22 protein-coding genes and 1 riboswitch are annotated in these 23,596 nt (G+C 71.6%); of the genes, 15 read left to right on the top strand and 7 right to left on the bottom strand.

All coding sequences use genetic code 11. The features are described 5' to 3' along the window. The first annotated feature begins 314 nt into the window (after window positions 1-314). Window positions 315-1,817, top strand: a complete 1,503-nt coding sequence (locus CCN29_RS08255; protein ID WP_031016529.1) for an LVIVD repeat-containing protein — start codon at window positions 315-317, stop codon at window positions 1,815-1,817. On the opposite strand, the gene CCN29_RS08260 is transcribed toward CCN29_RS08255, so the two are convergent. The 3 genes from CCN29_RS08260 to CCN29_RS08270 form a co-directional block, all read right to left on the bottom strand. Beyond that, window positions 1,805-2,482 (bottom strand): TetR/AcrR family transcriptional regulator, encoded by a 678-nt coding sequence (locus tag CCN29_RS08260; protein WP_031016530.1) that lies wholly within the window; start codon window positions 2,480-2,482, stop codon window positions 1,805-1,807. The two genes, CCN29_RS08255 and CCN29_RS08260, sit on opposite strands and share 13 nt — an antisense overlap. Before the next feature lie 86 nt (window positions 2,483-2,568). Then, window positions 2,569-3,369: a phosphatase PAP2 family protein gene (locus CCN29_RS08265; RefSeq protein WP_086680814.1), complete on the bottom strand. Its 801-nt coding sequence runs from the start codon at window positions 3,367-3,369 to the stop codon at window positions 2,569-2,571. A gap of 337 nt (window positions 3,370-3,706) precedes the next feature. Next, a complete protein-coding gene (locus CCN29_RS08270) occupies window positions 3,707-5,113 on the bottom strand; it encodes a family 2B encapsulin nanocompartment shell protein (RefSeq protein ID WP_006136261.1) in 1,407 nt (468 codons plus the stop codon). Between the two features lie 310 nt (window positions 5,114-5,423). Between CCN29_RS08270 and CCN29_RS08275 the strand changes: the two genes are divergently transcribed. Further along, complete coding sequence (locus CCN29_RS08275) at window positions 5,424-6,005, top strand: N-acetylmuramoyl-L-alanine amidase (protein ID WP_006136262.1); 582 nt, start codon at window positions 5,424-5,426, stop codon at window positions 6,003-6,005. Between the two features lie 134 nt (window positions 6,006-6,139). Beyond that, window positions 6,140-7,078, top strand: coding sequence for a 1-aminocyclopropane-1-carboxylate deaminase/D-cysteine desulfhydrase (locus tag CCN29_RS08280; RefSeq protein WP_051803224.1), 939 nt, complete (start codon window positions 6,140-6,142; stop codon window positions 7,076-7,078). Between the two features lie 24 nt (window positions 7,079-7,102). Here CCN29_RS08280 and CCN29_RS08285 read toward each other — a convergent pair whose 3' ends face one another. Continuing rightward, window positions 7,103-8,695: a Na+/H+ antiporter gene (locus tag CCN29_RS08285; RefSeq protein WP_086680792.1), complete on the bottom strand. Its 1,593-nt coding sequence runs from the start codon at window positions 8,693-8,695 to the stop codon at window positions 7,103-7,105. Window positions 8,696-8,754: 59 nt separating this feature from the next. Between CCN29_RS08285 and CCN29_RS08290 the strand changes: the two genes are divergently transcribed. The 3 genes from CCN29_RS08290 to CCN29_RS08300 all read left to right on the top strand — a co-directional run bounded on the left by CCN29_RS08290 (window position 8,755) and on the right by CCN29_RS08300 (window position 10,817). Continuing rightward, on the top strand, window positions 8,755-9,015 hold the full coding sequence (locus tag CCN29_RS08290) for a UBP-type zinc finger domain-containing protein (protein ID WP_006136265.1): 261 nt from the start codon (window positions 8,755-8,757) through the stop codon (window positions 9,013-9,015). A 258-nt stretch (window positions 9,016-9,273) separates the two neighbouring features. After that, window positions 9,274-9,687 (top strand): ATP-binding protein, encoded by a 414-nt coding sequence (locus CCN29_RS08295; RefSeq protein WP_006136266.1) that lies wholly within the window; start codon window positions 9,274-9,276, stop codon window positions 9,685-9,687. 17 nt (window positions 9,688-9,704) lie between these two features. Beyond that, window positions 9,705-10,817, top strand: coding sequence for an RNA polymerase sigma factor SigF (locus tag CCN29_RS08300; protein WP_189404090.1), 1,113 nt, complete (start codon window positions 9,705-9,707; stop codon window positions 10,815-10,817). A gap of 40 nt (window positions 10,818-10,857) precedes the next feature. On the opposite strand, the gene CCN29_RS08305 is transcribed toward CCN29_RS08300, so the two are convergent. Continuing rightward, entirely contained in the window at window positions 10,858-11,310 is a 453-nt protein-coding gene (locus CCN29_RS08305; RefSeq protein ID WP_006134763.1) for a hypothetical protein, read from the bottom strand. A gap of 117 nt (window positions 11,311-11,427) precedes the next feature. On the opposite strand from CCN29_RS08305, the gene CCN29_RS08310 reads away from it, so the two are divergent. Together CCN29_RS08310 and CCN29_RS08315 are read left to right on the top strand one after the other, a co-directional pair. Continuing rightward, entirely contained in the window at window positions 11,428-12,396 is a 969-nt protein-coding gene (locus CCN29_RS08310; RefSeq protein ID WP_006134762.1) for a diacylglycerol/lipid kinase family protein, read from the top strand. 316 nt (window positions 12,397-12,712) lie between these two features. Next, complete coding sequence (locus CCN29_RS08315) at window positions 12,713-12,970, top strand: WhiB family transcriptional regulator (protein ID WP_003992873.1); 258 nt, start codon at window positions 12,713-12,715, stop codon at window positions 12,968-12,970. Window positions 12,971-13,196: 226 nt separating this feature from the next. Here CCN29_RS08315 and CCN29_RS08320 read toward each other — a convergent pair whose 3' ends face one another. Then, on the bottom strand, window positions 13,197-14,663 hold the full coding sequence (locus CCN29_RS08320) for a PAS domain-containing sensor histidine kinase (protein WP_006134758.1): 1,467 nt from the start codon (window positions 14,661-14,663) through the stop codon (window positions 13,197-13,199). A gap of 543 nt (window positions 14,664-15,206) precedes the next feature. On the opposite strand from CCN29_RS08320, the gene nagB reads away from it, so the two are divergent. From nagB to CCN29_RS08355, 7 genes are all read left to right on the top strand, one after another. Next, the gene (gene nagB, locus CCN29_RS08325; RefSeq protein WP_006134757.1) at window positions 15,207-15,992 is read left to right on the top strand and encodes a glucosamine-6-phosphate deaminase; all 786 of its coding nucleotides are present in this window, start codon (window positions 15,207-15,209) and stop codon (window positions 15,990-15,992) included. Window positions 15,993-16,150: 158 nt separating this feature from the next. Further along, window positions 16,151-16,915 carry a GntR family transcriptional regulator gene (locus CCN29_RS08330; RefSeq protein ID WP_031020506.1) on the top strand — a complete coding sequence of 255 codons (765 nt, stop codon included), beginning with the start codon at window positions 16,151-16,153 and terminating at the stop codon, window positions 16,913-16,915. A 202-nt stretch (window positions 16,916-17,117) separates the two neighbouring features. Continuing rightward, window positions 17,118-17,384: a DUF3311 domain-containing protein gene (locus tag CCN29_RS08335; RefSeq protein ID WP_189404096.1), complete on the top strand. Its 267-nt coding sequence runs from the start codon at window positions 17,118-17,120 to the stop codon at window positions 17,382-17,384. Next, entirely contained in the window at window positions 17,381-19,009 is a 1,629-nt protein-coding gene (mctP, locus tag CCN29_RS08340; protein ID WP_006134754.1) for a monocarboxylate uptake permease MctP, read from the top strand. Before CCN29_RS08335 ends, mctP begins: the two co-directional genes overlap by 4 nt. Before the next feature lie 77 nt (window positions 19,010-19,086). Then, the gene (locus CCN29_RS08345; protein WP_006134752.1) at window positions 19,087-19,590 is read left to right on the top strand and encodes a GNAT family N-acetyltransferase; all 504 of its coding nucleotides are present in this window, start codon (window positions 19,087-19,089) and stop codon (window positions 19,588-19,590) included. A 100-nt stretch (window positions 19,591-19,690) separates the two neighbouring features. Continuing rightward, window positions 19,691-19,821, top strand: a riboswitch (cobalamin riboswitch). Between the two features lie 125 nt (window positions 19,822-19,946). Further along, window positions 19,947-22,304, top strand: a complete 2,358-nt coding sequence (locus CCN29_RS08350) for a ribonucleoside-diphosphate reductase subunit alpha (RefSeq protein ID WP_031020498.1) — start codon at window positions 19,947-19,949, stop codon at window positions 22,302-22,304. 56 nt (window positions 22,305-22,360) lie between these two features. Next, window positions 22,361-23,317 (top strand): ribonucleotide-diphosphate reductase subunit beta, encoded by a 957-nt coding sequence (locus CCN29_RS08355; protein ID WP_228679158.1) that lies wholly within the window; start codon window positions 22,361-22,363, stop codon window positions 23,315-23,317. 21 nt (window positions 23,318-23,338) lie between these two features. Here the strand turns inward: CCN29_RS08355 and CCN29_RS08360 are convergent, their stop codons facing one another. Then, window positions 23,339-23,560 carry a hypothetical protein gene (locus CCN29_RS08360; protein ID WP_167334637.1) on the bottom strand — a complete coding sequence of 74 codons (222 nt, stop codon included), beginning with the start codon at window positions 23,558-23,560 and terminating at the stop codon, window positions 23,339-23,341. Between the last annotated feature and the right edge of the window lie 36 nt (window positions 23,561-23,596).

Consider the following 23,596-nt stretch of genomic DNA (forward strand, 5'->3'; position numbering starts at 1 on the left):
CCTGTCCGCCGTCGCCGCCGGAGTCGCAGCCCACGAGCCCGAGTACGGCCAGCGCGGTCAGCCCGGCGGCGACGGCGGACAGGCGTGGCACGCGGCGGTGTTGCACATGGACCTCCTGTGACTGGCGGTATGCCCGCTCGGCAGTGGTGCGGGACACCTCGTGAGTGTCGATGACCGTCCTAGCACGGTTTCGCGCAACTTCGATCAAAAAACTTTGTTGCGATGCTGTGGCGCCCCTGTTGGTATGTGCATGCCGAAGACGATACTGCCGGTGCCACACCGTTCCGACGTGAACGGAACCAGGGAGGAAAACAGTGATCCTGTTGAGCGTTTCCCGAACCCGGCGGAGACGGCTGGGAGTCGCCGCGGCCGCGGGCGGCCTGCTGGCCGCGCTGCTCACCGCGGCGCCCGCCGCGGCCATCCCGGACCCGGGGGACTCGCCCGCCGCCGCGGAGGACGTGTCCCGCAGCGACCAGGCTGAGGCCCGTGCCGCCATCAGGAGCGGCGAGATACCCGGCCAGGACGAGATCGTCCACTCCGCCAACATCGAGCACGTGGCCCACATCCCCAAGGACGTGCTGTCCGGCACCAACTCGGACCTCGCCTTCCAGGGGAAGTACGCCTTCGCCGGCAACTACGACGGCTTCCGCATCTTCGACATCAGCAACCCCAGGAGCCCCAAGACGGTGGCCCAGGTGCTGTGTCCCGGATCGCAGAACGACATCTCCGTCTCCGGCAACCTGCTCTTCCTGTCCACGGACTCCTCGCGCAGCGACAGCAGCTGCAACAGCACCACGCAGCCCGCCACCGAGAAGTCCTCCTGGGAGGGCATGAAGGTCTTCGACATCAGCGACAAGCGCAACCCGCGCTACGTCGCCGCCGTCGAGACCGCCTGCGGCTCGCACACCCACACGCTGGTGCCCGAGCGCAAGAACGTCTACATCTACGTCTCCTCGTACTCGCCGAACGCGGCCTACCCCGACTGCCAGCCGCCGCACGACGGCATCTCGGTCATCAAGGTGCCGCGCAAGGCCCCGCACAAGGCGGCGCTGGTCGGCTTCCCGGTGCTGTTCCCGGGTGAGGGCCCGGACGGCGGCGGCAACCCGGGCGCGCCCACCAACCCGGGCGTCTCCAAGACCACCGGCTGCCACGACATCACCGTGCTGCCCTCGAAGGACCTGGCCGCCGGCGCCTGCATGGGCGACGGCATCCTGTTCTCCATCAAGAACCCCGAGCGCCCGAGGGTGATCGACCGCGTCCAGGACAACGTGAACTTCGCGTTCTGGCACTCGGCGACCTTCAACCAGCGGGCCGACAAGGTCGTCTTCACCGACGAGCTGGGCGGCGGCGGCGCGGCCACCTGCAACGCGGAGACCGGCCCCAACCGCGGCGCGGACGGCATCTACGACATCGTCGGCAAGGGCGACCGCAGCAAGCTGGTGTTCCGCAGCTACTACAAGATCCCCCGCCACCAGGCGGACACCGAGAACTGCGTGGCCCACAACGGTTCGCTGATCCCGGTCCGCGGCCGTGACCTGATGGTCCAGGCCTGGTACCAGGGCGGCATCTCGGTGTGGGACTTCACCAACTCGTCCAAGCCGAAGGAGATCGCCTACTTCGAGCGCGGTCCGCTGTCCACCGACCAGATCGTCACCGGCGGCTCGTGGTCGGCGTACTACTACAACGGCTACATCTACTCCAACGACATCGCCAAGGGCTTCGACGTCCTGAAGATCGACGACAAGCGCACGGACCCGGCCCGCTGGGTCCGTATGCAGGAGCTCAACGTGCAGACCCAGCCGGACTACTTCGACTGAGTCCCCGGGTCCGTCGCGAAGAACCGGGCCAGGTCCGCCCGGTCCTTCTCCTCCGTCCCGCCGGTCCCCTCGGGGTCCGGCGGGACGCCCATCTCCCAGTCCAGCCGGTAGCGCTTGAACAACTCGGCGCGCAGCACCGGCAGGGGCATCGGCGCCCCCGGCATCAGCGCCGCGTACACGGCGCCCATCAGCAGCGCCCGCAGCATCGGGTAGTCGGACTCGACGTCCTGCGAGCCGTGCCGGGCGACCGTGTCGCTCAGCAGCTCGGCCAGCCGCCGCTGCTCGGGACACGGCAGGAAGCCCTCCGCCTGGAGCAGCCCCGCCATGTGCTGGCGCATCAGCACCGGACGGTCCCGCGCCAGGCCCAGGATCGCGTCGATGGCCCGCGCCATCCGCTCCCCGCCGTCGTCGGTGCGCGGCTCCCGCTCCAGCGCCTCCTCCAGGGTGCGGTGCATCAGCCGGTGCACGGCGGACTGCACGAGCTGGCGCTTCCCCGGGAAGTAGTACGACACCAGGCCCCGCGCCGAGCCCGCACGGTCGGCGATGTCGCCCAGCGTGGTCGCCTCGTAGCCGCGCTCGTCGACGAGCTCGACGGCCGCGTGCAGCAGCCGCTCCTTGGAACGCCGACGCAGTTCTTCATTGACCAGGGCGCTGCGCGGGGACATGCTGGACTCCTGCGTTGACTGGCTGACAGCCAACTATACTCAGCGCACCTGGAAGGGCCCCCGACGGGCCCGCTTCAGGCTGCCGTTCACCTCGGGCGACGCGGGGGATCGTCCGAGGTGGGCGGTTCGGGCGAGGTGGGCGGTTCGGGTGAGGACGACGGCGGGCGCGCACCGCCGGACCCGTCCGGCGCCGCGGGACAGAGCCGCCGGTGTGCCGCGACCGCCGCGACCACCGTCAGCGCGCCGAGCAGCCAGCCGCCGAGGACGTCCGTCGGCCAGTGCACCCCCAGCCAGACCCGGGTGAGACCGACACCGGCCACCGACACGACGGCCACCGTCAGCGCCGTACGCCACACGTCGGGTCCCGGCCCGTGACGGCGCAGCACCCACAGCAGCAGCCCCAGGACGACCGTCGCGGTCATCGCGTGCCCCGACGGGAACGCGGCGTAGTGCGCCGAGTCCACCGGGTCGGACCACACCGGGCGTTCCCGGCCGAGCGCGGCCTTCAGTCCCTGCTGCACGGCCGTGGCCACGGCCACCACCACGACCAGCCACCCCGCGGTCCACCGGCCGCCCGGACGCCGGAGCAGCATCACCACGGCCACCGCGCACAGCAGCCGCATCGTCCAGGGGTCCCACACCCAGTCCGTCAGGACACGGGCCGCCTGCGTCAGTCCGTCCTCCGCCACCGCCCAGCGGTGCGTGGTGCGGGAGATGCCGGCGTCCAGGTCGAGCAGGGGCCGCCACTCGGCGGCGACCAGTGCCAGCAGCAGCGCGGAGGCCGCCGCGAGCACCAGGGCGGGCCTCAGCGCCTTCCCCGAGCCGCCGCCCGCCGGGGTGCCGTCCTCGTTCTGCCAGCCGAAGTGGTAGAGCGCGACGCGGCGCATCGGGGCGGGCAGGGAGCCGAGGGCCGTGCGCAGCACCGGGTCGACGGCGGCCCGGGTCCGCTCCAGCAGGGCGGCCGCCTCGTGCCCGTCCGCGGTGTGCGCGTCCCCGGTGTGCCGGTCCGGCCCGGGTGCGCCGTCGGGCGCCGTGCGGGCCGTGCGCTGCTCCGGGCGGCCCGTCGTCGGGTGGGCCATGGACTCCGTCATCGACTTCCCCCTGGGACCGACTCGGTGAAGGCGCGGAGGGACGGCGCCTGCGCACCCGTCGAGCACGTTCCCCCCAGATGTACCCGCCCGGGCGGGCGGGGACACGGCGGGCGCGGCGTCAGCCGGCGGACGGTCACCGCCACCGGCCGATCTCGACGTTCTCCAGGACGCCCAGCGCGTCCGGGACCAGCACCGCTGCCGAGTAGTAGGCCGTGACCAGGTACTTGATGATGGCCTGTTCGTTGATGCCCATGAACCGCACGGACAGGCTCGGCTCGATCTCGTCCGGGATGCCGGCCGCGCGCAGGCCGATGACGCCCTGGTCCTCCTCGCCGGTGCGCAGCGCGATGATGGAGGTGGTGCGGGCCTCGGTCACCGGGATCTTGTTGCACGGGTAGATGGGCACGCCCCGCCAGGTGGGGATGCGGTTGCCGCCGACGTCGATGGTCTCCGGGACGAGTCCCCGCTTGTTGAGCTCACGGCCGAACGCGGCGATGGCGCGCGGGTGGGCGAGCAGCAGCCGGGTGCCGCGGCGCCTGCTGAGCAGTTCGTCCATGTCGTCAGGGCCGGGCACCCCGTCGTGCGGCTGGATCCGCTGGTCGTACTCGCAGTTGTGCAGCAGGCCGAAGTCGCGGTTGTTGATCAGCTCGTGCTCCTGGCGCTCCTTCAGCGCCTCGACGGTCAGCCGGATCTGCTGCTCCGTCTGGTTCATGGGCTGGTTGTAGAGGTCGGCCACGCGCGTGTGGATGCGCAGCACGGTCTGGGCGACGCTGAGTTCGTACTCGCGGGGCCGGGCCTCGTAGTCGACGAACGTGTGCGGGATGTCCGGCTCGCCGCTGTGGCCGGCGGCGAGGTCGATCTCCTTCTCGCCGTACTTGTTGGTGCGCTGCTGCGGAAGGTCGGCCCGCCGGCGCAGATGCTCGCGCAGGGTCTCGGACCGCTCGGCGACCTGGTCGACCGCGTCCCGCGGCAGCACCAGGACCGTGCAGGCGGTGAGGGTGCGGGCCGTGTACTCCCAGATGGCGTCGTCGTCCTGGAGGGCCTGTTCGCCGAAGTAGGCGCCGTCGGCGAGCACGCCCAGGGACTCGTCCTCGCCGTACGGACCGGTGCCGACGCGCTCCACCCTGCCGTGCGCCAGCAGGTACACCTCGTCGGCCGGGCTGCCGAAGGAGGCGACGACCTGGCCCGCCTCGATCTCCCGCTGCCGGCACCGGGAGGCCAGCTCGGTGAGCACTTCCTCGTCCTCGTAGTCGCGCAGCACCGGCAGTTCGCCCAGCTCGGCGGGGATGATCTCCACCCGGTCGCCCGTCTTCACGAAGGTCAGCCGGCCGTCGCCCACGGCATAGGTGAGCCGCCGGTTGACCCGGTACGTGCCGCCCTGCACGTCGACCCAGGGCAGCATCCGCAGCAGCCAGCGGGAGCTGATCTCCTGCATCTGCGGCACGGACTTGGTCGTGGTGGCCAGGTTCCGCGCCGCCGCCGTGCCGAGGCTCTGCTGCTGCCTGGCCTGCTCCGTGCGAACCTCTTCGCCTACCGACATAAGGAAATGCCCTCCCCAATAGATCCACGCCCGGCCGTGCCGGGCGTCGCGGTGCGTGATCAAGCGTTCCTCACGTCCCGTGTCCGCGCCATTACCCGATCGAGCGGGGTTGGATCTTGAGCAGGCTGGGCACACTGACCGGCCGGACGGCGGCGGCAACGGCGGCCGGGCGGAAGGAGATTGTCCGGATCGGCTCGCACAGCAGCCGAACGAGTACTTGAAACGCCGACTTTCGGCTATAGGCCCTGTACCAGACGGCCGCGTCCGGCGGCCGTCGTCCGGGTCGAAGGAGGGCGGCATGGCCCCACCCATGTCCGCGAGCGCGTTCCTGCGCGCTCTCAAGGCGGAGGGTCTCACGGTCGTCGAGGTCGGCGACTGGCGCGACCACAACCGCAACCACAAGGGCCCCTGGGGGCCGGTGCACGGGGTGATGATCCATCACACGGTGACCAAGGGCAGCGCCGCGACGGTGGACATCTGCCGCAAGGGCTACTCGGGGCTGCCGGGCCCGCTGTGCCACGGCGTGATCACCAAGGACGGCCGGGTGCACCTCGTCGGCTACGGCCGCGCCAACCACGCGGGGCTCGGCGACGACGACGTGCTGCGGGCGGTGATCGCCGAGAAGAAGACGTTCCCGCCGGACAACGAGGCCAACACCGACGGCAACCGGCACTTCTACGGCTTCGAGTGCGAGAACCTCGGCGACGGGAAGGACCCGTGGCCGGCGGCGCAGCTGGAGGCCATCGAGAAGGCCGCGGCGGCGGTCTGCCGCCACCACGGCTGGAACGAGCAGTCGGTCATCGGCCACCTGGAGTGGCAGCCGGGCAAGGTGGACCCGCGCGGGTTCACCATGGCCGCGATGCGCAAGCGGATCCGCGACCGTCTGAAGTGACCGGATGAGGTGATCCGGACGACGTCACCGCCCGCCGCGGCCCCGCGCGCACCGGGGGCCCGCCGCCGGTGTTCCGCCCTCGTGCCCCCCACGCGGAACACCGGCGCCCGCACCGCACCCCGCCTCGGGTGACAATGACGCGCGTGACCAGCTCCACCCCCGGCCCCGACATTCCCGGCCCCGGCGCCATGGCCGGCCTGCGCCCGCGGCTCCCCTCGCCGCTGGAGGAGGCCGTCGACGCGCGGTTCGAGCGGCACGGGGTGCGTCTGCTGCTGAAGCGGGACGACCTCGTCCACCCCGAGCTGGTCGGCAACAAGTGGCGCAAGCTCGGCCCGAACCTGGCGGCTGCCGGCGGACGGACGGTGGTGACGTTCGGCGGGGCGTACTCCAGCCATCTGCGGGCCACGGCCGCCGCCGGACGGCTGCTCGGTCTGCGCACGGTGGGCGTGGTGCGCGGCGAGGAGCTCGCGGGCCGGCCGCTCAACCCGTCGCTCGCGCGGTGCGCGGCCGACGGCATGCGGCTGCACTTCGTGGCGCGGTCGGTGTACCGCCGTAAGTCCGATCCGGACACCCTCGCGTCGGTGCTGCGCGCGGCGGACGCGGAGGGCGCGTACGTCGTGCCCGAGGGCGGCAGCAACGCCGCCGCGGTGCGCGGGTGCGTGCAGCTCGGCCGGGAGCTGGCGGGCGCGGCGGACGTGGCCGCGGTGGCGTGCGGCACCGGCGGCACGCTCGCGGGGCTGGCCGCCGGGCTCGCCGGGAGCGCGCGCACGCTCGGCATACCGGTGCTCAAGGGCGGCTTCCTCACCGCGGACATACGGGCGCTCCAGACGGAGGCGTTCGGCGGGACCCGAGGGGAGTGGTCCTTGGACGAGCGGTTCCACCACGGCGGCTACGCGCGCGTGCCGGCGGACCTGGAGGCGTTCGCCGCGGACTTCGAACAGCGTCACGGCGTCCCGGTGGAACGTCTCTATGTCGCCAAGTTGCTGCACGCCCTCGCCGCCCTGGCCGGGGAGGGCGCCTTCCCGCGCGGGAGCACGGTCGCCGCGGTGATCACCGGGCGGCCGTTCCCCTGAGCCCGCGCGCCGGCCGGGAAGGGCCTACTCCGTCTCCCGGTAGGCCGCCGCCTCCTCAAGGTCCAGCCGGCGCAGCAGCGTCCGCAGCATCTCGTCGTCGATGTAGCGCCCGTCGCGCAGCTTCACGAACACCTCGCGCTCGGCGCCGATCATCTCCCGCGACAGTCGCCGGTAGGTGTCGTCCACCGACTCGCCGGTGACCGGGTTGACCTGCCCGAGCCGCTCCCAGACGGCGTTGCGGCGGCGCTCCAGGACGCTGCGCAGCCGGTCGGCCAGCGGCGCCGGAAGGGCGTTGCGCTCGTCGGCGAGCAGGGCGTCGAGGCGCTCCTCGGCGACCCGGGACGCCTGCGCCTGCGCGTTGGCCTCGGCCAGCGTCTCCGCCTGCGCGTCGCGCCCGGGCAGCCGCAGCATCCGGATCAGCGGCGGCAGGGTCAGCCCCTGCACGACGAGCGTGCCGATGACGGTGGTGAAGGTCAGGAAGAGCAGCAGATACCGGTGCGGGAAGTCCTCGCCCTCCGCGGTGACCGGGATCGAGAAGGCGATGGCCAGCGAGACCACCCCGCGCATCCCCGCCCACGAGATCACGAACGGCGCCTTCCAGCCGGGCCTGCGCTCCCGCGCCCGGATCCGCGCCGAGACCAGGTACGGCAGCCAGACCGCCGGGTACACCCAGAGGAACCGCACGACGACGACCGCCGCGAACACGACCGCGGCGTACCAGGCGGAGGAGCTGCCCTCGTGGTCCCCAAGCCCGCGCATGACGAAGGGCAGCTGGAGTCCGATCAGGGCGAACACGGCCGACTCCAGGACGAACGCGACCATGCCCCACACCGCCGACTCCTGGAGCCGGGTGGCGAAGTCCACCTCCCACGCGCGGTGCCCGAGGTACAGCGCGACCACGACGACGGCGATCACCCCGGAGGCGTGCACCTGTTCGGCGACGCCGTACGCGACGAACGGGATGAGCAGCGACAGCGTGTTCTGCAGCAGCGTCTCCTTGACGTGGGTGCGCAGCCAGTGCAGCGGCGCCATCAGCACCAGGCCGACCGCCACGCCGCCCACCGCGGCCAGCAGGAACTCCCCCACTCCCCCGGCCCAGCTCACGCCCTCGCCGACGGACGCGGCCACGGCGACCCGGAACGCGGTGATCGCGGTCGCGTCGTTGAACAGCGACTCGCCCTGGAGGATCGTCGTGATCCGCGAGGGCAGGCCGACCCTGCGGGCCACCGCGGTCGCCGCGACGGCGTCCGGGGGCGCCACCACGGCGCCGAACACCAGCGCCGCGGTCAGCGGCAGCCCCGGCACCAGCAGGTACAGCACCCAGCCCACGGCGAGCGTCGCGAACAGCACGTACCCGACGGACAGCAGGGCCACCGGCCGCAGCTGCGCCCGCAGGTCCAGGTAGGAGCTCTCGACGGCCGCCGTGTAGAGGAGCGGCGGGAGGATCAGCGGCAGCACGATGTGCGGGTCGAGGGCGTACGGGGGCACGCCGGGCAGGTAGCTGACCGCCAGACCCACCGCGACCAGCACCAGCGGCGGTGGCACCGGCGTCCGCCGGGCGGCGGCGGCCACCGCGGCACTGCCCGCGACCAGGAGCAGCAGGGGCATCACGTCCATGTCGGGCCCACCCTCGTTTTTCGCGCGGCCGTCCGCGCGACCGTCGTAATCTGGCAATCATGAAACAGTGCACGCACGTCGAGGCGCTGCCGCACCCGGACCCCGTCCCGCTCGGTGAGACATGTCCCGAGTGTCTGCGGGACGGCACCGATCCGGTGCAGCTGCGCCTCTGTCTCACTTGCGGCCACGTCGGGTGCTGCGACTCCTCGCCGAACCGGCACGCCACGGAGCATCACAAGGAGACCGGCCATCCCGTGATGCGGACCCATGAGCCCGGCGAGGACTGGCGGTGGTGCTTCGTCGACCACGTACTGGTGTGACGTGGCGGGACCACGGAGCCGGACGGTTCGACGGTCCGGCGCCTGGGTACGTCAATGCGGCGCGCGCTCTTCCCATTTGGGCGTCGCAGACCCCTAGCCACGCAGCGTGTTCACAGTTTTACTATGAGTGACGGCAACGGGCCGGGGTCCCGGCGACAGGACCGCGGGGAGCGCGATAGCGTCACCGCTGAACCACGTAGCGCGTTGCCCGGGGGCGAACACAGGCCCTGAAACGCTTGTACCACCTTGGAGGTGAGGGTGTCCCAGATCGCTGGCGAGCCCGCGACCCAGGACTTCGTGGAAGTCCGGCTGCCGGCCGCGGGGGCCTACCTGTCGGTGCTGCGTACGGCCACGGCCGGCCTCGCGGCCCGTTTGGACTTCACCCTCGACGAGATCGAGGACCTGCGCATCGCGGTCGACGAGGCCTGCGCGATCCTGCTCCAGCAGGCCGTGCCGGGATCGGTGCTCAGTTGCGTCTTCCGGCTCGTCGACGACTCGCTCGAGGTCACCGTCTCGGCGCCCACCACGGACGGCCACGCCCCCTCGCGGGACACCTTCGCCTGGACCGTGCTGTCCGCGCTCGCGGGCAAGGTCTCCTCGGCCGTGGACGAGGACAGGACCGTGTCGATCAGCCTCTACAAACAGCGCGGCGCGGGACCCGGGCCGGCGTGAGGAGCGAGGACGGGCCGGTGCGGGACGAAGAACGCGGCACAAGGGAGCTGCCGGCCGAGCGCGCGCCGGACGGCATCGACGGCATCCCCGAGCAGGCCCGGCCGCATCCGGAGGACGACTCCGCCAGGGGCGTCCGGCCGGGCGGCGGGCAGGCCGGCGGTGCCGTGCGGGACACGTCCGCGGCCGGGCCGGCCGCTCCCGGCGGGGACGCCCCCGCCCTGGCCGAGCCGGTGGCGGGGGACGAGGCGAGCGCTCGGGGAAGGGCGACGGGCGGGACGATGAGCGAGCACGAGCGAGAGGCCGAGGAGCAGGCGGCGCCTGCCTCCGGCGCACGGAGCGCACCGGGTACGCCGGGCACGCACGCGCACCACGACCCGCACGACCGCAGCGGGGCGCGCGCCCTCTTCCTCGAACTGCGCACGCTCCAGGACGGCACCCCGGAGTACGCGGAGCTGCGCAACCGCCTGGTGCGGATGCATCTGCCGCTCGTCGAGCACCTGGCGCGCCGCTTCCGCAACCGCGGCGAGCCGCTGGACGACCTGACCCAGGTCGCCACCATCGGGCTGATCAAGTCCGTGGACCGCTTCGACCCGGACCGGGGCGTGGAGTTCTCCACGTACGCCACCCCGACGGTCGTCGGCGAGATCAAGCGGCACTTCCGCGACAAGGGCTGGGCGGTGCGCGTGCCGCGCCGGCTCCAGGAGCTGCGGCTGGCGCTCACCACGGCCACGGCGGAGCTGTCCCAGCTGCACGGCCGCTCCCCCACGGTGCACGAGCTCGCCGAGAAGCTGGCGATCTCCGAGGAGGAGGTCCTGGAGGGCCTGGAGTCGGCGAACGCCTACTCCACGCTGTCCCTGGACGTCCCCGACACCGACGACGAGTCCCCGGCGGTCGCCGACACCCTCGGCGCGGAGGACGAGGCGCTGGAGGGCGTGGAGTACCGGGAGTCGCTCAAGCCGCTGCTGGAGGACCTCCCGCCGCGCGAGAAGCGGATCCTGCTGCTGCGCTTCTTCGGCAACATGACCCAGTCGCAGATCGCGCAGGAGGTCGGCATCTCCCAGATGCACGTCTCCCGGCTGCTGGCCCGCACCCTGGCCCAGCTGCGGGAGAAGCTGCTCGTCGAGGAGTAGGCGGACGGCCGGACGCGGGATCAGGCGCCGGCGCGGCGCGTCACCGCGCGCCGTCGCCCGCGTTCCCGGGTCCGCGGATGCCGAGGGCCCGGGTGGTCTCCGCGTTGATCAGCAGCACCAGCGCGGTCACGGCGACGACGGCGAGCACGATCCCCGCGGGGATGGCCACGCCGTCGGACATCAGCATGTTGTAGGCCACCGGCAGCGCCATGATCTGCGTGATGACGGCGGGCCCCCGGCTCCAGCTCCGCCGGGCGAACAGGCCGCGCGCGGCCAGCAGCGGCAGCAGCGCCAGCACGATCAGGGTGACCCCGCCGGTGACGGCCTGCTGCCGGTCGTCCGGCTCTCCGGCGAGGCCGAGCACCAGCAGCCAGACGCCGCCCACGACCAGCGCGACGCCCTCCAGCACGGCGAGGGCCGCGGCGTACGTCAGGCGGCGCGGCCGGGCGCCGGTGTCGTCGGGGCCGGTGACGGGGGTCTGCTCGCTGCTCACCCTTGCAGGGTAGCCGCCGCTGTGACGCCGTCCCGTGGCGAGGTTCACGCCCCGCGCCGTCCACCGGGCGGGGCCTCGGTCTGGGCCGGGTACCGCCGAGTAGGTACTCTGCACGTCATGCGTGCACTTCTCGTGGTCAACCCGGCGGCAACCACCACCAGTGCGCGCACGCGCGACGTGCTGATCCACGCGCTCGCCAGTGAGATGAAACTGGACGCGGTGACCACCGAGTACCGGGGTCACGCCCGCGACCTGGGACGGCAGGCGGCGGAGAGCGGCGAGGTCGACCTGGTGGTCGCCCTGGGCGGCGACGGCACGGTGAACGAGGTCGTCAACGGCCTGCTGCACGCGGGCCCCGACCCGGAGCGCCTGCCCGGTCTCGCCGTGGTCCCCGGCGGCTCCACCAACGTCTTCGCGCGCGCCCTGGGGCTGCCCAACCAGCCCGTGGAGGCGACCGGCGTGCTGCTGGACGCGCTGCGCGAGGGCCGGGAGCGGACCGTGGGCCTGGGGCTGACCTCGGGCACGCCGGGCACCGAGGACGAGGCGGTGCCGTCCCGCTGGTTCACGTTCAACGCGGGTCTGGGCTTCGACGCCGGCGTGGTCGGCCGGGTGGAGCAGCAGCGGGAGCGGGGCCGGAGGTCGACGCACGCGCTGTACATGCGCCAGGTGGTGCGTCAGCTGCTGGGCGACCCGCACCGCCGACGCGGGGTGATCACGCTGGACCTCGTGGGCGAGGAGCCGGTCGAGGATCTGGTGCTCTCCATAGTGTCGAACACCTCGCCGTGGACGTTCCTCGGCAACCGCCCGATCTACGCCTCGCCGCAGGCGTCCTTCGACACGGGACTCGATGTTTTCGGTCTCACCCGGATGTCGGCCCCCGCGGTTGCCCGGTATGGCACGCAGTTGCTCACTTCGTCCCCGGAGCGCGGACCCCGCGGCAGGCACGCCGTGACGCGGCACGATCTGACCCGCTTCACCTTGCATTCGAAGGTGCCGCTGCCCCTTCAGATGGACGGTGACCACCTGGGGCTGCGTACCAGCGTGACGTTCACAGGCGTTCGCCGTGCACTGCGTGTGATTGTGTGAGCAGAAAGGGCCAAAGTCCTTTCAGTCGAACGTTTAGGCCAGGGTCCACCCCATGGAAGTACGGCTGTGACCTAGTCGACACCGAAGAATCAAAAAAAACTTTCCGGAAGGGGTTGTATCCGCCGCCGAGGTTTGCGAGTCTCTTCTTGGCGATCGGGACGGCCCGCACCACCGGCCTCCAGAGATCACCGGAACCCCCCTTCAAACCATGGACCACGCCAGGGAACCTGGCGGTCGGCCCTTCCCTTGTCGGGGGATTCGTGAAAGCGTTCACATTCACAAGCACCTGCAGTAATACCAAGGAGAGGTAGCAGCCATGGACTGGCGTCACAACGCCGTTTGCCGCGAGGAAGACCCCGAGCTCTTCTTCCCCATCGGCAACACCGGTCCCGCGCTGCTGCAGATCGAGGAAGCCAAGGCCGTCTGCCGCCGCTGCCCGGTGATCGAGCAGTGCCTGCAGTGGGCGCTCGAGTCCGGTCAGGACTCCGGCGTCTGGGGTGGTCTCAGCGAGGACGAGCGTCGCGCGATGAAGCGCCGCGCCGCCCGCAACCGGGCGCGTCAGGCCTCCGCCTGACGACCCCGCCCCTGCAAACAGCCTGAGCTTGGCGGCGCGTGTGCGCCCGTCCGGATGATTCCGTGGACGGCGCACACGCATCTCCCGCCCCGAGCCGCAGCGCGAAGTTCCCCCGTTGTCCGACCCGATCGGGCAGGGGAAGCGAAGGAACGAGCATCAGCCCCGGACCATGGGTCCGGGGTCTTTTGCTGTCCGGGCCCGGACGGCGGCGCCGGACCCCGGGCGGTCAGGCGTCCGCCTGCACCGGGATGTCGAGGATCACCCGGGTCCCCCGCTCCGGCGCCGGCACCATGTCGAAGGCGCCGCCCAACTCCCCCTCCACCAGCGTCCGTACGATCTGGAGGCCCAGGTTGCCGGCGGTGTGCGGGTCGAAGCCCTCGGGCAGCCCCACCCCGTCGTCCTGCACGGTGACCAGCAGACGTGCCTCCCGTGAGGTGCCGCCGCGCACCGCGGACACCTCGACGGTGCCGGTCTCGCCCTCGCGGAAGCCGTGCTCCAGCGCGTTCTGGAGCACCTCGGTCAGCACCATCGACAGCGGCGTGGCCACCTCGGCGTCGAGTATCCCGAAGCGGCCCGAGCGCCGGCCGGTGACCTTGCCCGGGGAGATCTCGGCGACCATGGCGAGCACCCGGTCGGCGATCTCGTCGAACTCCACGCGCTCGTCCAGGTTCTGGGACAGCGTCTCGTGGACGATGGCGATGGACCCGACCCGCCGCACGGCCTCCTCCAGCGCCGCGCGTCCGCGTTCGGAGCCGATCCGGCGGGCCTGGAGCCGCAGCAGCGCGGCCACCGTCTGGAGGTTGTTCTTCACCCGGTGGTGGATCTCCCGGATGGTGGCGTCCTTGGTGATCAACTCGCGCTCGCGGCGGCGCAGTTCGGTCACATCCCGGAGCAGCACCAGCGAACCGATGCGGGTGCCCTTCGGCTTGAGCGGGATCGCCCGGAACTGGATGACGCCGTCGTCGGACTCGATCTCGAACTCGCGGGGCGCCCAGCCGCTCGCGACCTTCGCCAGCGCCTCGTCCACCGGACCGCGCGAGGGCGCCAGTTCCGCGGTGGTCTGCCCGAGGTGATGGCCCACCAGGTCCGCGGCGAGGCCCAGACGGTGGTAGGCGGACAGGGCGTTGGGCGAGGCGTACTGGACGACGCCGTCGGCGTCGAGGCGGATCAGGCCGTCGCCGACCCGCGGCGAGGCGTCCATCTCCAGCTGCTGGTTCGCGAACGGGAAGGCGCCGGCCGCGATCATCTGGGCCAGGTCGGAGGCGCTCTGGAGATACGTGAGCTCCAGCCGGCTGGGGGTGCGCACGGTGAGCAGGTTGGTGTTGCGGGCGATCACCCCGAGCACCCGGCCCTCGCGGCGTACCGGGATGGACTCGACGCGGACCGGGACCTCCTCGCGCCACTCCGGGTCGCCCTCGCGCACGATCCGGCCCTCGTCCAGGGCGGCGTCCAGCATGGGCCTGCGGCCGCGTGGGACCAGATGGCCGACCATGTCGTCCTGGTAGGAGGTGGGGCCGGTGTTGGGCCGCATCTGGGCGACGGAGACGTAGCGGGTGCCGTCGCGGGTGGGGACCCACAGGACGAGGTCGGCGAAGGAGAGGTCGGAGAGCAGCTGCCACTCCGAGACCAGCAGGTGGAGCCACTCGAGGTCGGTGTCGTCGAGGGCGGTGTGCTGGCGTACGAGTTCGTTCATGGAGGGCACGTCGGCGAGCGTACCCGTGGGTTCGCGCGCCCCGGAAACACCCGCGGGCCGCGGCGCCTGGGAGGGACCCTCAACCCTCCCGGCACCGCAGCCCGGAGCAATATCGGCCGGTGGGGTGTGCGGTCCCGGTCGGCCGAAGGATGAGGAGCCGGGGCAGTCAGGGCAGAGAGCCTCGGATCCTCGGTCCGCCTTCCTGTGCGGGGAAGGCAGGTCTGTGTGTCCTGCTACGCATTGTGGACTAGACCACTGCGCCTGTAAATGCGTCGTGCGGAGGTTCTTCGACCGTCGCTCCGCGCCGCGCCGGACACAGACGGGTCCACCACGCAGCCTAACCCGGCGGGGGTCGCCACGGGGCCGGTCGGGCGCGGCGATTTCGGGGGCATCCGGGCGCGGGGGACGGTTTCGCGCCCGAGGCCGGTTTCGCCTCGGCCGAAGGGCGGCCCTCTGCTAGATTTGAGATTGGTCTAAACCACATGGTCCCGGCGCCCCGGGACCCGTCCCAGTCGAGTCCACCGGAAGATCGGCAGGCCCACCGTGGAAGTTGTCATCGTTGCGGACGCCAAGGCGGGAGGCGAGCTCGTCGCCGAGGCCATGGCGCGGCTGCTGCGGCGCAAGCCCGACGCCCTGCTCGGCGTGGCGACCGGTTCCACGCCGCTGCCCGTCTACGAGGCGCTGGCGGCGAAGGTCCGCGCCGGCGCCGTGGACACCTCCCGCGCGCGGGTGGCGCAGCTCGACGAGTACGTGGGGCTCCCCGCCGACCACCCCGAGTCCTACCGCTCGGTGCTCCGGCGCGAGGTCCTCGAGCCGCTCGGCATCCCGATGGACGCCTTCCTGGGCCCCGACGGCACGGCCGAGGACGTGCAGGCCGCGTGCGAGCGCTACGACCGCGAGCTGGCCGAGGCCGGCGGCGTGGACCTCCAGCTGCTGGGCATCGGCACCGACGGGCACATCGGCTTCAACGAGCCGTGCTCCTCCCTCGCCTCGCGCACCCGGATCAAGACGCTGACCGAGCAGACCCGGGTGGACAACGCCCGCTTCTTCGACGGCGACATCGGCCAGGTGCCGCACCACGTCATCACCCAGGGCATCGGCACCATCCTGGAGGCCCGGCACCTGGTGCTGCTGGCCACCGGCGAGGGCAAGGCGGAGGCGGTCGCCGCCACCGTCGAGGGCCCGGTCGCCGCGGTGTGCCCGGCGTCCGCGCTCCAGCTGCACCCGCACGCCACCGTGGTGGTCGACGAGGCCGCCGCCTCCGAGCTGAAGCTCGCCGGCTACTTCCGCCACACCTACGCCAACAAGCCGGAGTGGCAGGGGCTCTGACCACCGCCCGTGGTCTGGACCATCCCTGGTCACAGGGGTATACAAAAGGGATCACGGAGCGTGCGGAGGGACCGCCCCCGCCCGGAGCCGTGCCACGATGTCAGCCGCGGCCGACGGTCTGTCGGCCGCTTCGGCAGCCGGAGCCGGGAAGGCAGAGCATGAGCACCGACGTCAGCAGTACGGAGAACGAGGGTGGGACCGCGGTCCGTACGGCACGCGTGCCCAAGTACTACCGGCTGAAGAAGCACCTGCTCGACATGACCGAGACCGCGCCTCCCGGCACGCCGGTCCCGCCCGAGCGCACGCTGGCGGCCGAGTTCGACACCTCGCGCACCACCGTGCGCCAGGCGCTCCAGGAGCTGGTGGTCGAGGGCCGTCTGGAGCGTATCCAGGGCAAGGGCACGTTCGTCGCCAAGCCCAAGGTGTCCCAGGCGCTCCAGCTGACCTCGTACACCGAGGACATGCGCGCGCAGGGCCTGGAGCCGACCTCGCAACTGCTGGACCTCGGGTACATCACGGCCGACGACCGGCTCGCCGGCCTGCTCGACATCACCGCGGGCGGGCGTGTGCTGCGCATCGAGCGGCTGCGCATGGCCAACGGCGAGCCGATGGCCATCGAGACCACCCACCTCAGCGCCAAGCGCTTCCCGGCCCTGCGTCGCAGCCTGACCAAGTACACCTCCCTCTACACCGCCCTCGCCGAGGTGTACGACGTCCATCTCGCGGAGGCGGAGGAGACCATCGAGACGTCCCTGGCCACGCCGCGTGAGGCGGGCCTGCTGGGCACCGACGTCGGCCTGCCGATGCTGATGCTGTCCCGGCACTCGCTCGACCGGGACGGACAGCCGGTGGAGTGGGTGCGGTCGGTGTACCGCGGCGACCGGTACAAGTTCGTCGCCCGCCTCAAGCGCCCCCAGGACTGAGCCCGGCGGTGACCGGGCGGCCGGTCGCCCGGCCGCAAATCCCGGCATTCCGGGTGGTTGACAGGATTTTCGTTGCTGTTGCCTCTCGGTTGCGCTGCTGCTGCATACCGCCCCTCTCACGGGGGGTTCCGAGGTCACCGCACCCTCACCTACATTGCCGCGAGCCAACGTCGGCGATCAGTGAGGGGACGGGAGCCGTCTGATGTCGCAAACCCCGCAAACTACTCCGGGGCCGGTGGTGACGCCTGTGCGCGTCGTCATCGGCCTCTGCCTGCTCGCACCATTCGTCGCCATGCTGTGGGTCGGGTCCTACGCCAAGACCGACCCGGTGGTGATCGGCATCCCCTTCTTCTACTGGTACCAGATGCTGTGGGTGCTGATCTCGACCGTCCTGACGATGGTCGCGTACAAGCTCTGGCAGCGTGACCAGCGCGCCCGCTCGGACCGGAAGGGCGGTGCGGAGCAGTGAACGACGGCGTCAACGGCGTGGCACTCGCCGTCTTCATCTTCTTCTTCCTGCTCGTCACGGTGATGGGCTTCCTGGCCGCGCGCTGGCGCAAGGCCGCGAACGAGCACACCCTCGACGAGTGGGGCCTGGGCGGGCGCTCGTTCGGCACCTGGGTCACCTGGTTCCTGCTGGGCGGTGACCTGTACACGGCGTACACCTTCGTGGCCGTCCCGGCGGCGATCTACGCGGCGGGCGCGGCCGGCTTCTTCGCGGTGCCGTACACGATCCTGGTGTACCCGCTGATCTTCACCTTCCTGCCCCGGCTGTGGTCGGTGTCGCACAAGCACGGCTATGTGACGACCTCCGACTTCGTACGCGGGCGGTTCGGCTCGAAGGGTCTGTCGCTGGCCGTCGCGGTCACCGGCATCCTGGCGACGATGCCGTACATCGCGCTCCAGCTGGTCGGCATCCAGGCCGTGCTGGACGTGATGGGCGTCGGCGGCGGCGAGAACACCAACTGGTTCATCAAGGACCTGCCGCTGCTCATCGCCTTCGGCGTGCTGGCCGCGTACACCTACTCGTCGGGTCTGCGGGCGCCCGCGCTGATCGCGTTCGTCAAGGACACGCTGATCTACATCGTGATCGCGGTGGCGATCATCTACATCCCGATCAAGCTCGGCGGCTTCGACGAGATCTTCGCCAAGGCGACCGAGGCGTACAGCCAGACCAACCCGGCCACGGGAGCGCCGCGCGGCGCGACGGTGCCGGGCGAGGCGGGCCAGTGGACCTACGCCACGCTGGCGCTGGGCTCGGCGCTCGCGCTGTTCATGTACCCGCACTCGATCACCGCGACGCTGTCCTCGCGCAGCCGTGAGGTGATCCGCCGCAACACCACGATCCTGCCGCTGTACTCGCTGATGCTGGGCCTGCTGGCGCTGCTCGGGTTCATGGCGATCGCGGCCGGGGTGAAGGTGGACAACGGCCAGCTGGCCATCCCGCAGCTGTTCGAGAACATGTTCCCGGACTGGTTCGCCGGTGTGGCCTTCGCGGCCATCGGCATCGGCGCGCTGGTGCCGGCGGCGATCATGTCGATCGCGGCGGCGAACCTGTTCACCCGCAACATCTACAAGGACTTCATCAAGCCGGACGCGACGCCCAAGCAGGAGACCGCCGTCTCCAAGGCCGTGTCCCTGCTGGTGAAGGTGGGCGCGCTGGTCTTCGTGCTGACCATGGACAAGACCGTCGCGATCAACTTCCAGCTGCTGGGCGGCATCTGGATCCTCCAGACGTTCCCGGCGCTGGTGGGCGGCCTGTTCACCCGCTGGTTCCACCGCTGGGCGCTGATCGGCGGCTGGGCGGTCGGCATGATCTACGGCACGGTCGCCGCGTACGGGGTGGCCTCGCCGACGCAGAAGCACTTCGGCGGGTCCTCGGACGAGATCCCGGGCATCGGGGAGATCGGCTACATCGGTCTCACCGCGTTCGTGATCAACGTGCTGGTCACGGTCGTCCTGACCTTCGTCATGCGGGCGGTCAAGGCGCCGGAGGGCGTCGACGAGACCACGCCGCAGGACTACACGGCGGACGCCGGCGACCCGGGCGTCCAGGTGGAGCTCCCGCCGGCCACGGCGGGCAGCACGCACTGACGCCGTCGCGTCCAGGGCAGCGGGCCGCCGGTGGAAACCGGCGGCCCGCTGTCGTACCCGTCCGGCAGACTCCCCCCATGGACATCGTCATCCGGCCGGTGACCGCCGGCGAACACGCGGAACTCGGTGAGATCACCGCGCAGGCCTATCTCGGCGACGGGCTGCTGGACTTCGGGGAGAGCGACAGCTACCTCGGCGAGCTGCGGGACGTGGCGAAGCGGGCGGCGGCGGCCGAGGTGCTGGTCGCCGTGGAGCACGGCGCTCTGCTGGGCGGGGTGACCTTCGTGCCGGGCCCCGGGCCCATGGCGGACATCGCGGAGCGGGGCGAGGCGGAGATACGGATGCTGGCGGTCTCCGGCGCCCACCGCGGCCGGGGCGCCGGAGAGGCGCTGGTGCGCGCCTGCGTCGACCGGGCGCGGGCGCTCGGGCGGGAGCGGATGGTGCTGTCCACCCAGCGCACGATGCACGCGGCGCACCGGGTCTACGAGCGGCTGGGCTTCACGCGCAACCCGGCGCGGGACTGGAATCCGCTGCCGGAGCTGGACGACATCATGCTGGTGGTCTACGAGCTGACGCTCTGACGGCTCCGCCGGGCACCTCCCCTGGCCCTCCCGTACGACATCACCCGACTCGCGTGCGACACAACATATGGGTCTGTCTGCGGCGCCCGGCACAAGATGTATGCTCGTGCTCGCTGTCGTCGCAGGGGAATCCGGTGCGAATCCGGAACTGTCCCGCAACGGTGTACCCATGCCTGCCCACGGGCGCGCACGGGAGTCAGTCCGAGGACCTGCCGACAGTGCGCCCGGCCCTTCCGGTCCGGGTGCCCTGACGTCCGGGCCTCGTGGAATGGGCCGGTGGACGCGACGCCCCGTGCGTTCGTGTGCTGCCCCCTGCGCTCTTCGAGGCCCCCGTGCCGAGCGAGGGAGAGCCACACGTGACCATCGCGCCAGCCGATCCGGCTTCAGCGACCCGCGTGACCGAGGAGAGCGACGGTCCCGGTGCCGCGCTGCTGCGGACCCTGACCCAGCTGACCGCCGACCTGCCCGACGCCGACCCCGGCCGAGTGGCCGCCGCCGCCCTGCGCGGCCGGTCCGCCGCCGCCGACGAGGCGGAGCTGCGGGAACTGGCCACCGAGGCGGCCGCCGGGCTGATCTCCGAGGACCCCGCCTACTCCCGGCTCGCCGCCCGGCTGCTGACCCTCGCCATCCGCGCCGAGGCCGCCTCGCAGGGCGTCACGTCGTTCACCGGGTCGGTCGCGACCGGGCACCGCGAAGGGCTGATCGCCGACCGGACCGCCGCGTTCGTCCGGCTCCACGCGGCCCGTCTGGACGCGCTGATCGACGCCGGCGCCGACGACCGGTTCGGCTACTTCGGGCTGCGCACCCTGCACAGCCGCTACCTGCTGCGCCACCCGGTCACCCGCAAGGTCGTCGAGACGCCCCAGCACTTCCTGCTGCGGGTCGCCTGCGGGCTCGCCGAGGACGACAGCGCGCGGGCGCTGGAGGAGGTCGCCGCGCTGTACGGGCTGATGAGCCGGCTGGACTACCTGCCCTCCTCCCCCACGCTGTTCAACTCCGGCACCCGCCACCCGCAGATGTCCTCCTGCTACCTCCTGGACTCCCCCGCGGACGAGCTGGACTCCCTCTACGAGCGCTACCACCAGGTCGCCCGCCTGTCGAAGCACGCCGGCGGCATCGGCCTGTCCTTCTCCCGCGTCCGGGCCCGGGGTTCGCTGATCCGCGGCACGAACGGGCACTCCAACGGCATCGTCCCGTTCCTGAAGACGCTGGACGCCTCGGTCGCCGCCGTGAACCAGGGCGGCCGGCGCAAGGGCGCGGCGGCGGTCTACCTGGAGACCTGGCACGCGGACATCGAGGAGTTCCTCGAACTGCGCGACAACACCGGTGAGGACGCCCGCCGTACGCACAACCTGAACCTGGCGCACTGGGTGCCGGACGAGTTCATGCGCCGGGTCGCCGACGACGCACCGTGGTCGCTGTTCTCCCCGGTGGACGTGCCCGAGCTGGTCGACCTGTGGGGCGAGGAGTTCGACGCGGCCTACCGCGCCGCCGAGGCGAAGGGCCTGGCCCGCAGGACGCTCCCGGCGCGCGAGCTGTACGGCCGGATGATGCGCACCCTCGCGCAGACCGGCAACGGCTGGATGACGTTCAAGGACACCGCCAACCGCACCGCCAACCAGACCGCCGAGCCGGGTCACGTCGTCCACTCCTCGAACCTGTGCACGGAGATCCTGGAGGTCACCGACGACGGGGAGACGGCGGTCTGCAACCTCGGCTCGGTCAACCTCGCGGCCTTCGCCGACGGGGACGGCATGGACTGGGAGCGTCTGGACGCGGCGGTCCGCACCGCCGTGACGTTCCTGGACCGGGTGGTCGACATCAACTTCTACCCGACCGAGGAGGCGTCCCGGTCCAACAGCCGCTGGCGCCCGGTGGGCCTGGGCGTGATGGGGCTCCAGGACGTGCTGTTCCGGATGCGGCTGCCCTTCGACTCCCCCGAGGCCAGGGAACTGTCCACCCGGATCGCCGAGCGGATCATGCTCGCCGCGTACGAGACGTCGGCCGCGCTCGCCGAGCGGCACGGCCCGCTGCCCGCGTGGGAGAAGACCCGCACCGCGCGGGGCGTGCTGCACCCCGACCACTACGGCGTCGAGCTCGCCTGGCCGGAGCGCTGGGCGGCGCTGCGCACCCGGATCGCCGCCACGGGCCTGCGCAACGCGCTGCTGCTGGCGATCGCGCCCACCGCGACCATCGCGTCCATCGCCGGCGTGTACGAGTGCATCGAGCCGCAGGTGTCCAACCTGTTCAAGCGCGAGACGCTGTCGGGGGAGTTCCTCCAGGTCAACTCCTACCTGGTGGAGGACCTCAAGCGGCTCGGCGTGTGGGACGCGCGCACCCGGGAGGCGCTGCGCGAGGCGGGCGGCTCGGTGCAGGACTTCGCGTGGATCCCGGAGGACGTACGGCGGCTGTACCGCACGGCGTGGGAGATCCCGCAGCGCGGTCTGATCGACATGGCCGCCGCCCGCACCCCGTTCCTGGACCAGGCGCAGTCGCTGAACCTGTTCCTGGAGACGCCGACCATCGGCAAGCTCTCCTCGATGTACGCCTACGCCTGGAAGCAGGGGCTGAAGACCACCTACTACCTGCGCTCCCGCCCGGCGACCCGGATCGCCCGCGCGGCCCGCGCCGCCGTCCCCGTCCAGCAGCCGGCCGACCCCGAGGCCGTCGCCTGCTCCCTCGAGAACCCCGAATCCTGCGAGGCCTGCCAGTGACCACCAGCGCGACCAAGAACCTGCTCGACCCCGGCTTCGAGCTGACCCTGCGCCCCATGCGCTACCCGGACTTCTACGAGCGCTACCGGGACGCGATCAAGAACACCTGGCACGTCGAGGAGGTGGACCTGCACTCGGACGTCGCCGACCTGGCGAAGCTGACGCCCGAGGAGCAGCATCTGATCGGCCGGCTCGTGGCGTTCTTCGCCACCGGCGACTCGATCGTCGCGAACAACCTGGTGCTGACGCTGTACAAGCACATCAACTCGCCCGAGGCCAGGCTGTACCTGTCGCGGCAGCTGTTCGAGGAGGCCGTGCACGTCCAGTTCTACCTGACCCTGCTGGACACCTATCTGCCCGACCCGGACGACCGGGCGGCGGCCTTCGCGGCCGTGGAGAACATCCCGTCCATCCGGGAGAAGGCCGAGTTCTGCTTCCGGTGGATGGACTCGGTGGAGACGATCGACCGGCTGGAGTCGCGGTCCGACCGGCGCCGCTTCCTGCTGAACCTGATCTGCTTCGCCGCCTGTATCGAGGGCCTGTTCTTCTACGGCGCGTTCGCCTACGTGTACTGGTTCCGCAGCCGGGGGCTGCTGCACGGTCTGGCGACCGGCACCAACTGGGTGTTCCGCGACGAGACGATGCACATGTCGTTCGCGTTCGACGTGGTGGACACCGTGCGCAAGGAGGAGCCGGAGCTGTTCGACGAGGAGCTCGGACGGCAGGTCACCGACATGCTGCGCGAGGCGGTCGAGGCGGAGCTGCAGTTCGCGCGGGACCTGTGCGGCGACGGGCTGCCCGGCATGAACACCGCGTCGATGCGGCAGTACCTGGAGTGCGTGGCCGACCAGCGGCTGGTGCGGCTGGGCTTCGCTCCGGTGTACGGCTCGGAGAACCCGTTCTCGTTCATGGAGCTGCAGGGCGTCCAGGAGCTGACCAACTTCTTCGAGCGGCGTCCGTCCGCGTACCAGGTCGCCGTGGAGGGCACGGTCGACCTGGACGAGGACTTCTGATGCCCGGGCGCCGGGGCCGTCTCACGCCGCCCGTGCGGAGTGGCGTGGGGCGGTCCCGTGCGCCGGGCGGGACACGGCCGGCGGGTCGGGCGGTTCGGTGACGGGGACCGCCCGGGCCCGCCGGATCTGCCTCTCGATGCGGCGGTCGCGCAGGATGCCGATCACGGCGGGCGCGACCATGAGGACGAACAGGCCGAGTACGGCCACCAGGGAGATCAGGGCTTCTGTCTGCGTCGTGTTCATGGACACCACTGTCGCGCCGGACGCTCCTGACCGGGA

It is taken from the genome of Streptomyces pseudogriseolus (genome assembly GCA_002154585.1).
GTDB lineage: Bacteria > Actinomycetota > Actinomycetes > Streptomycetales > Streptomycetaceae > Streptomyces > Streptomyces pseudogriseolus.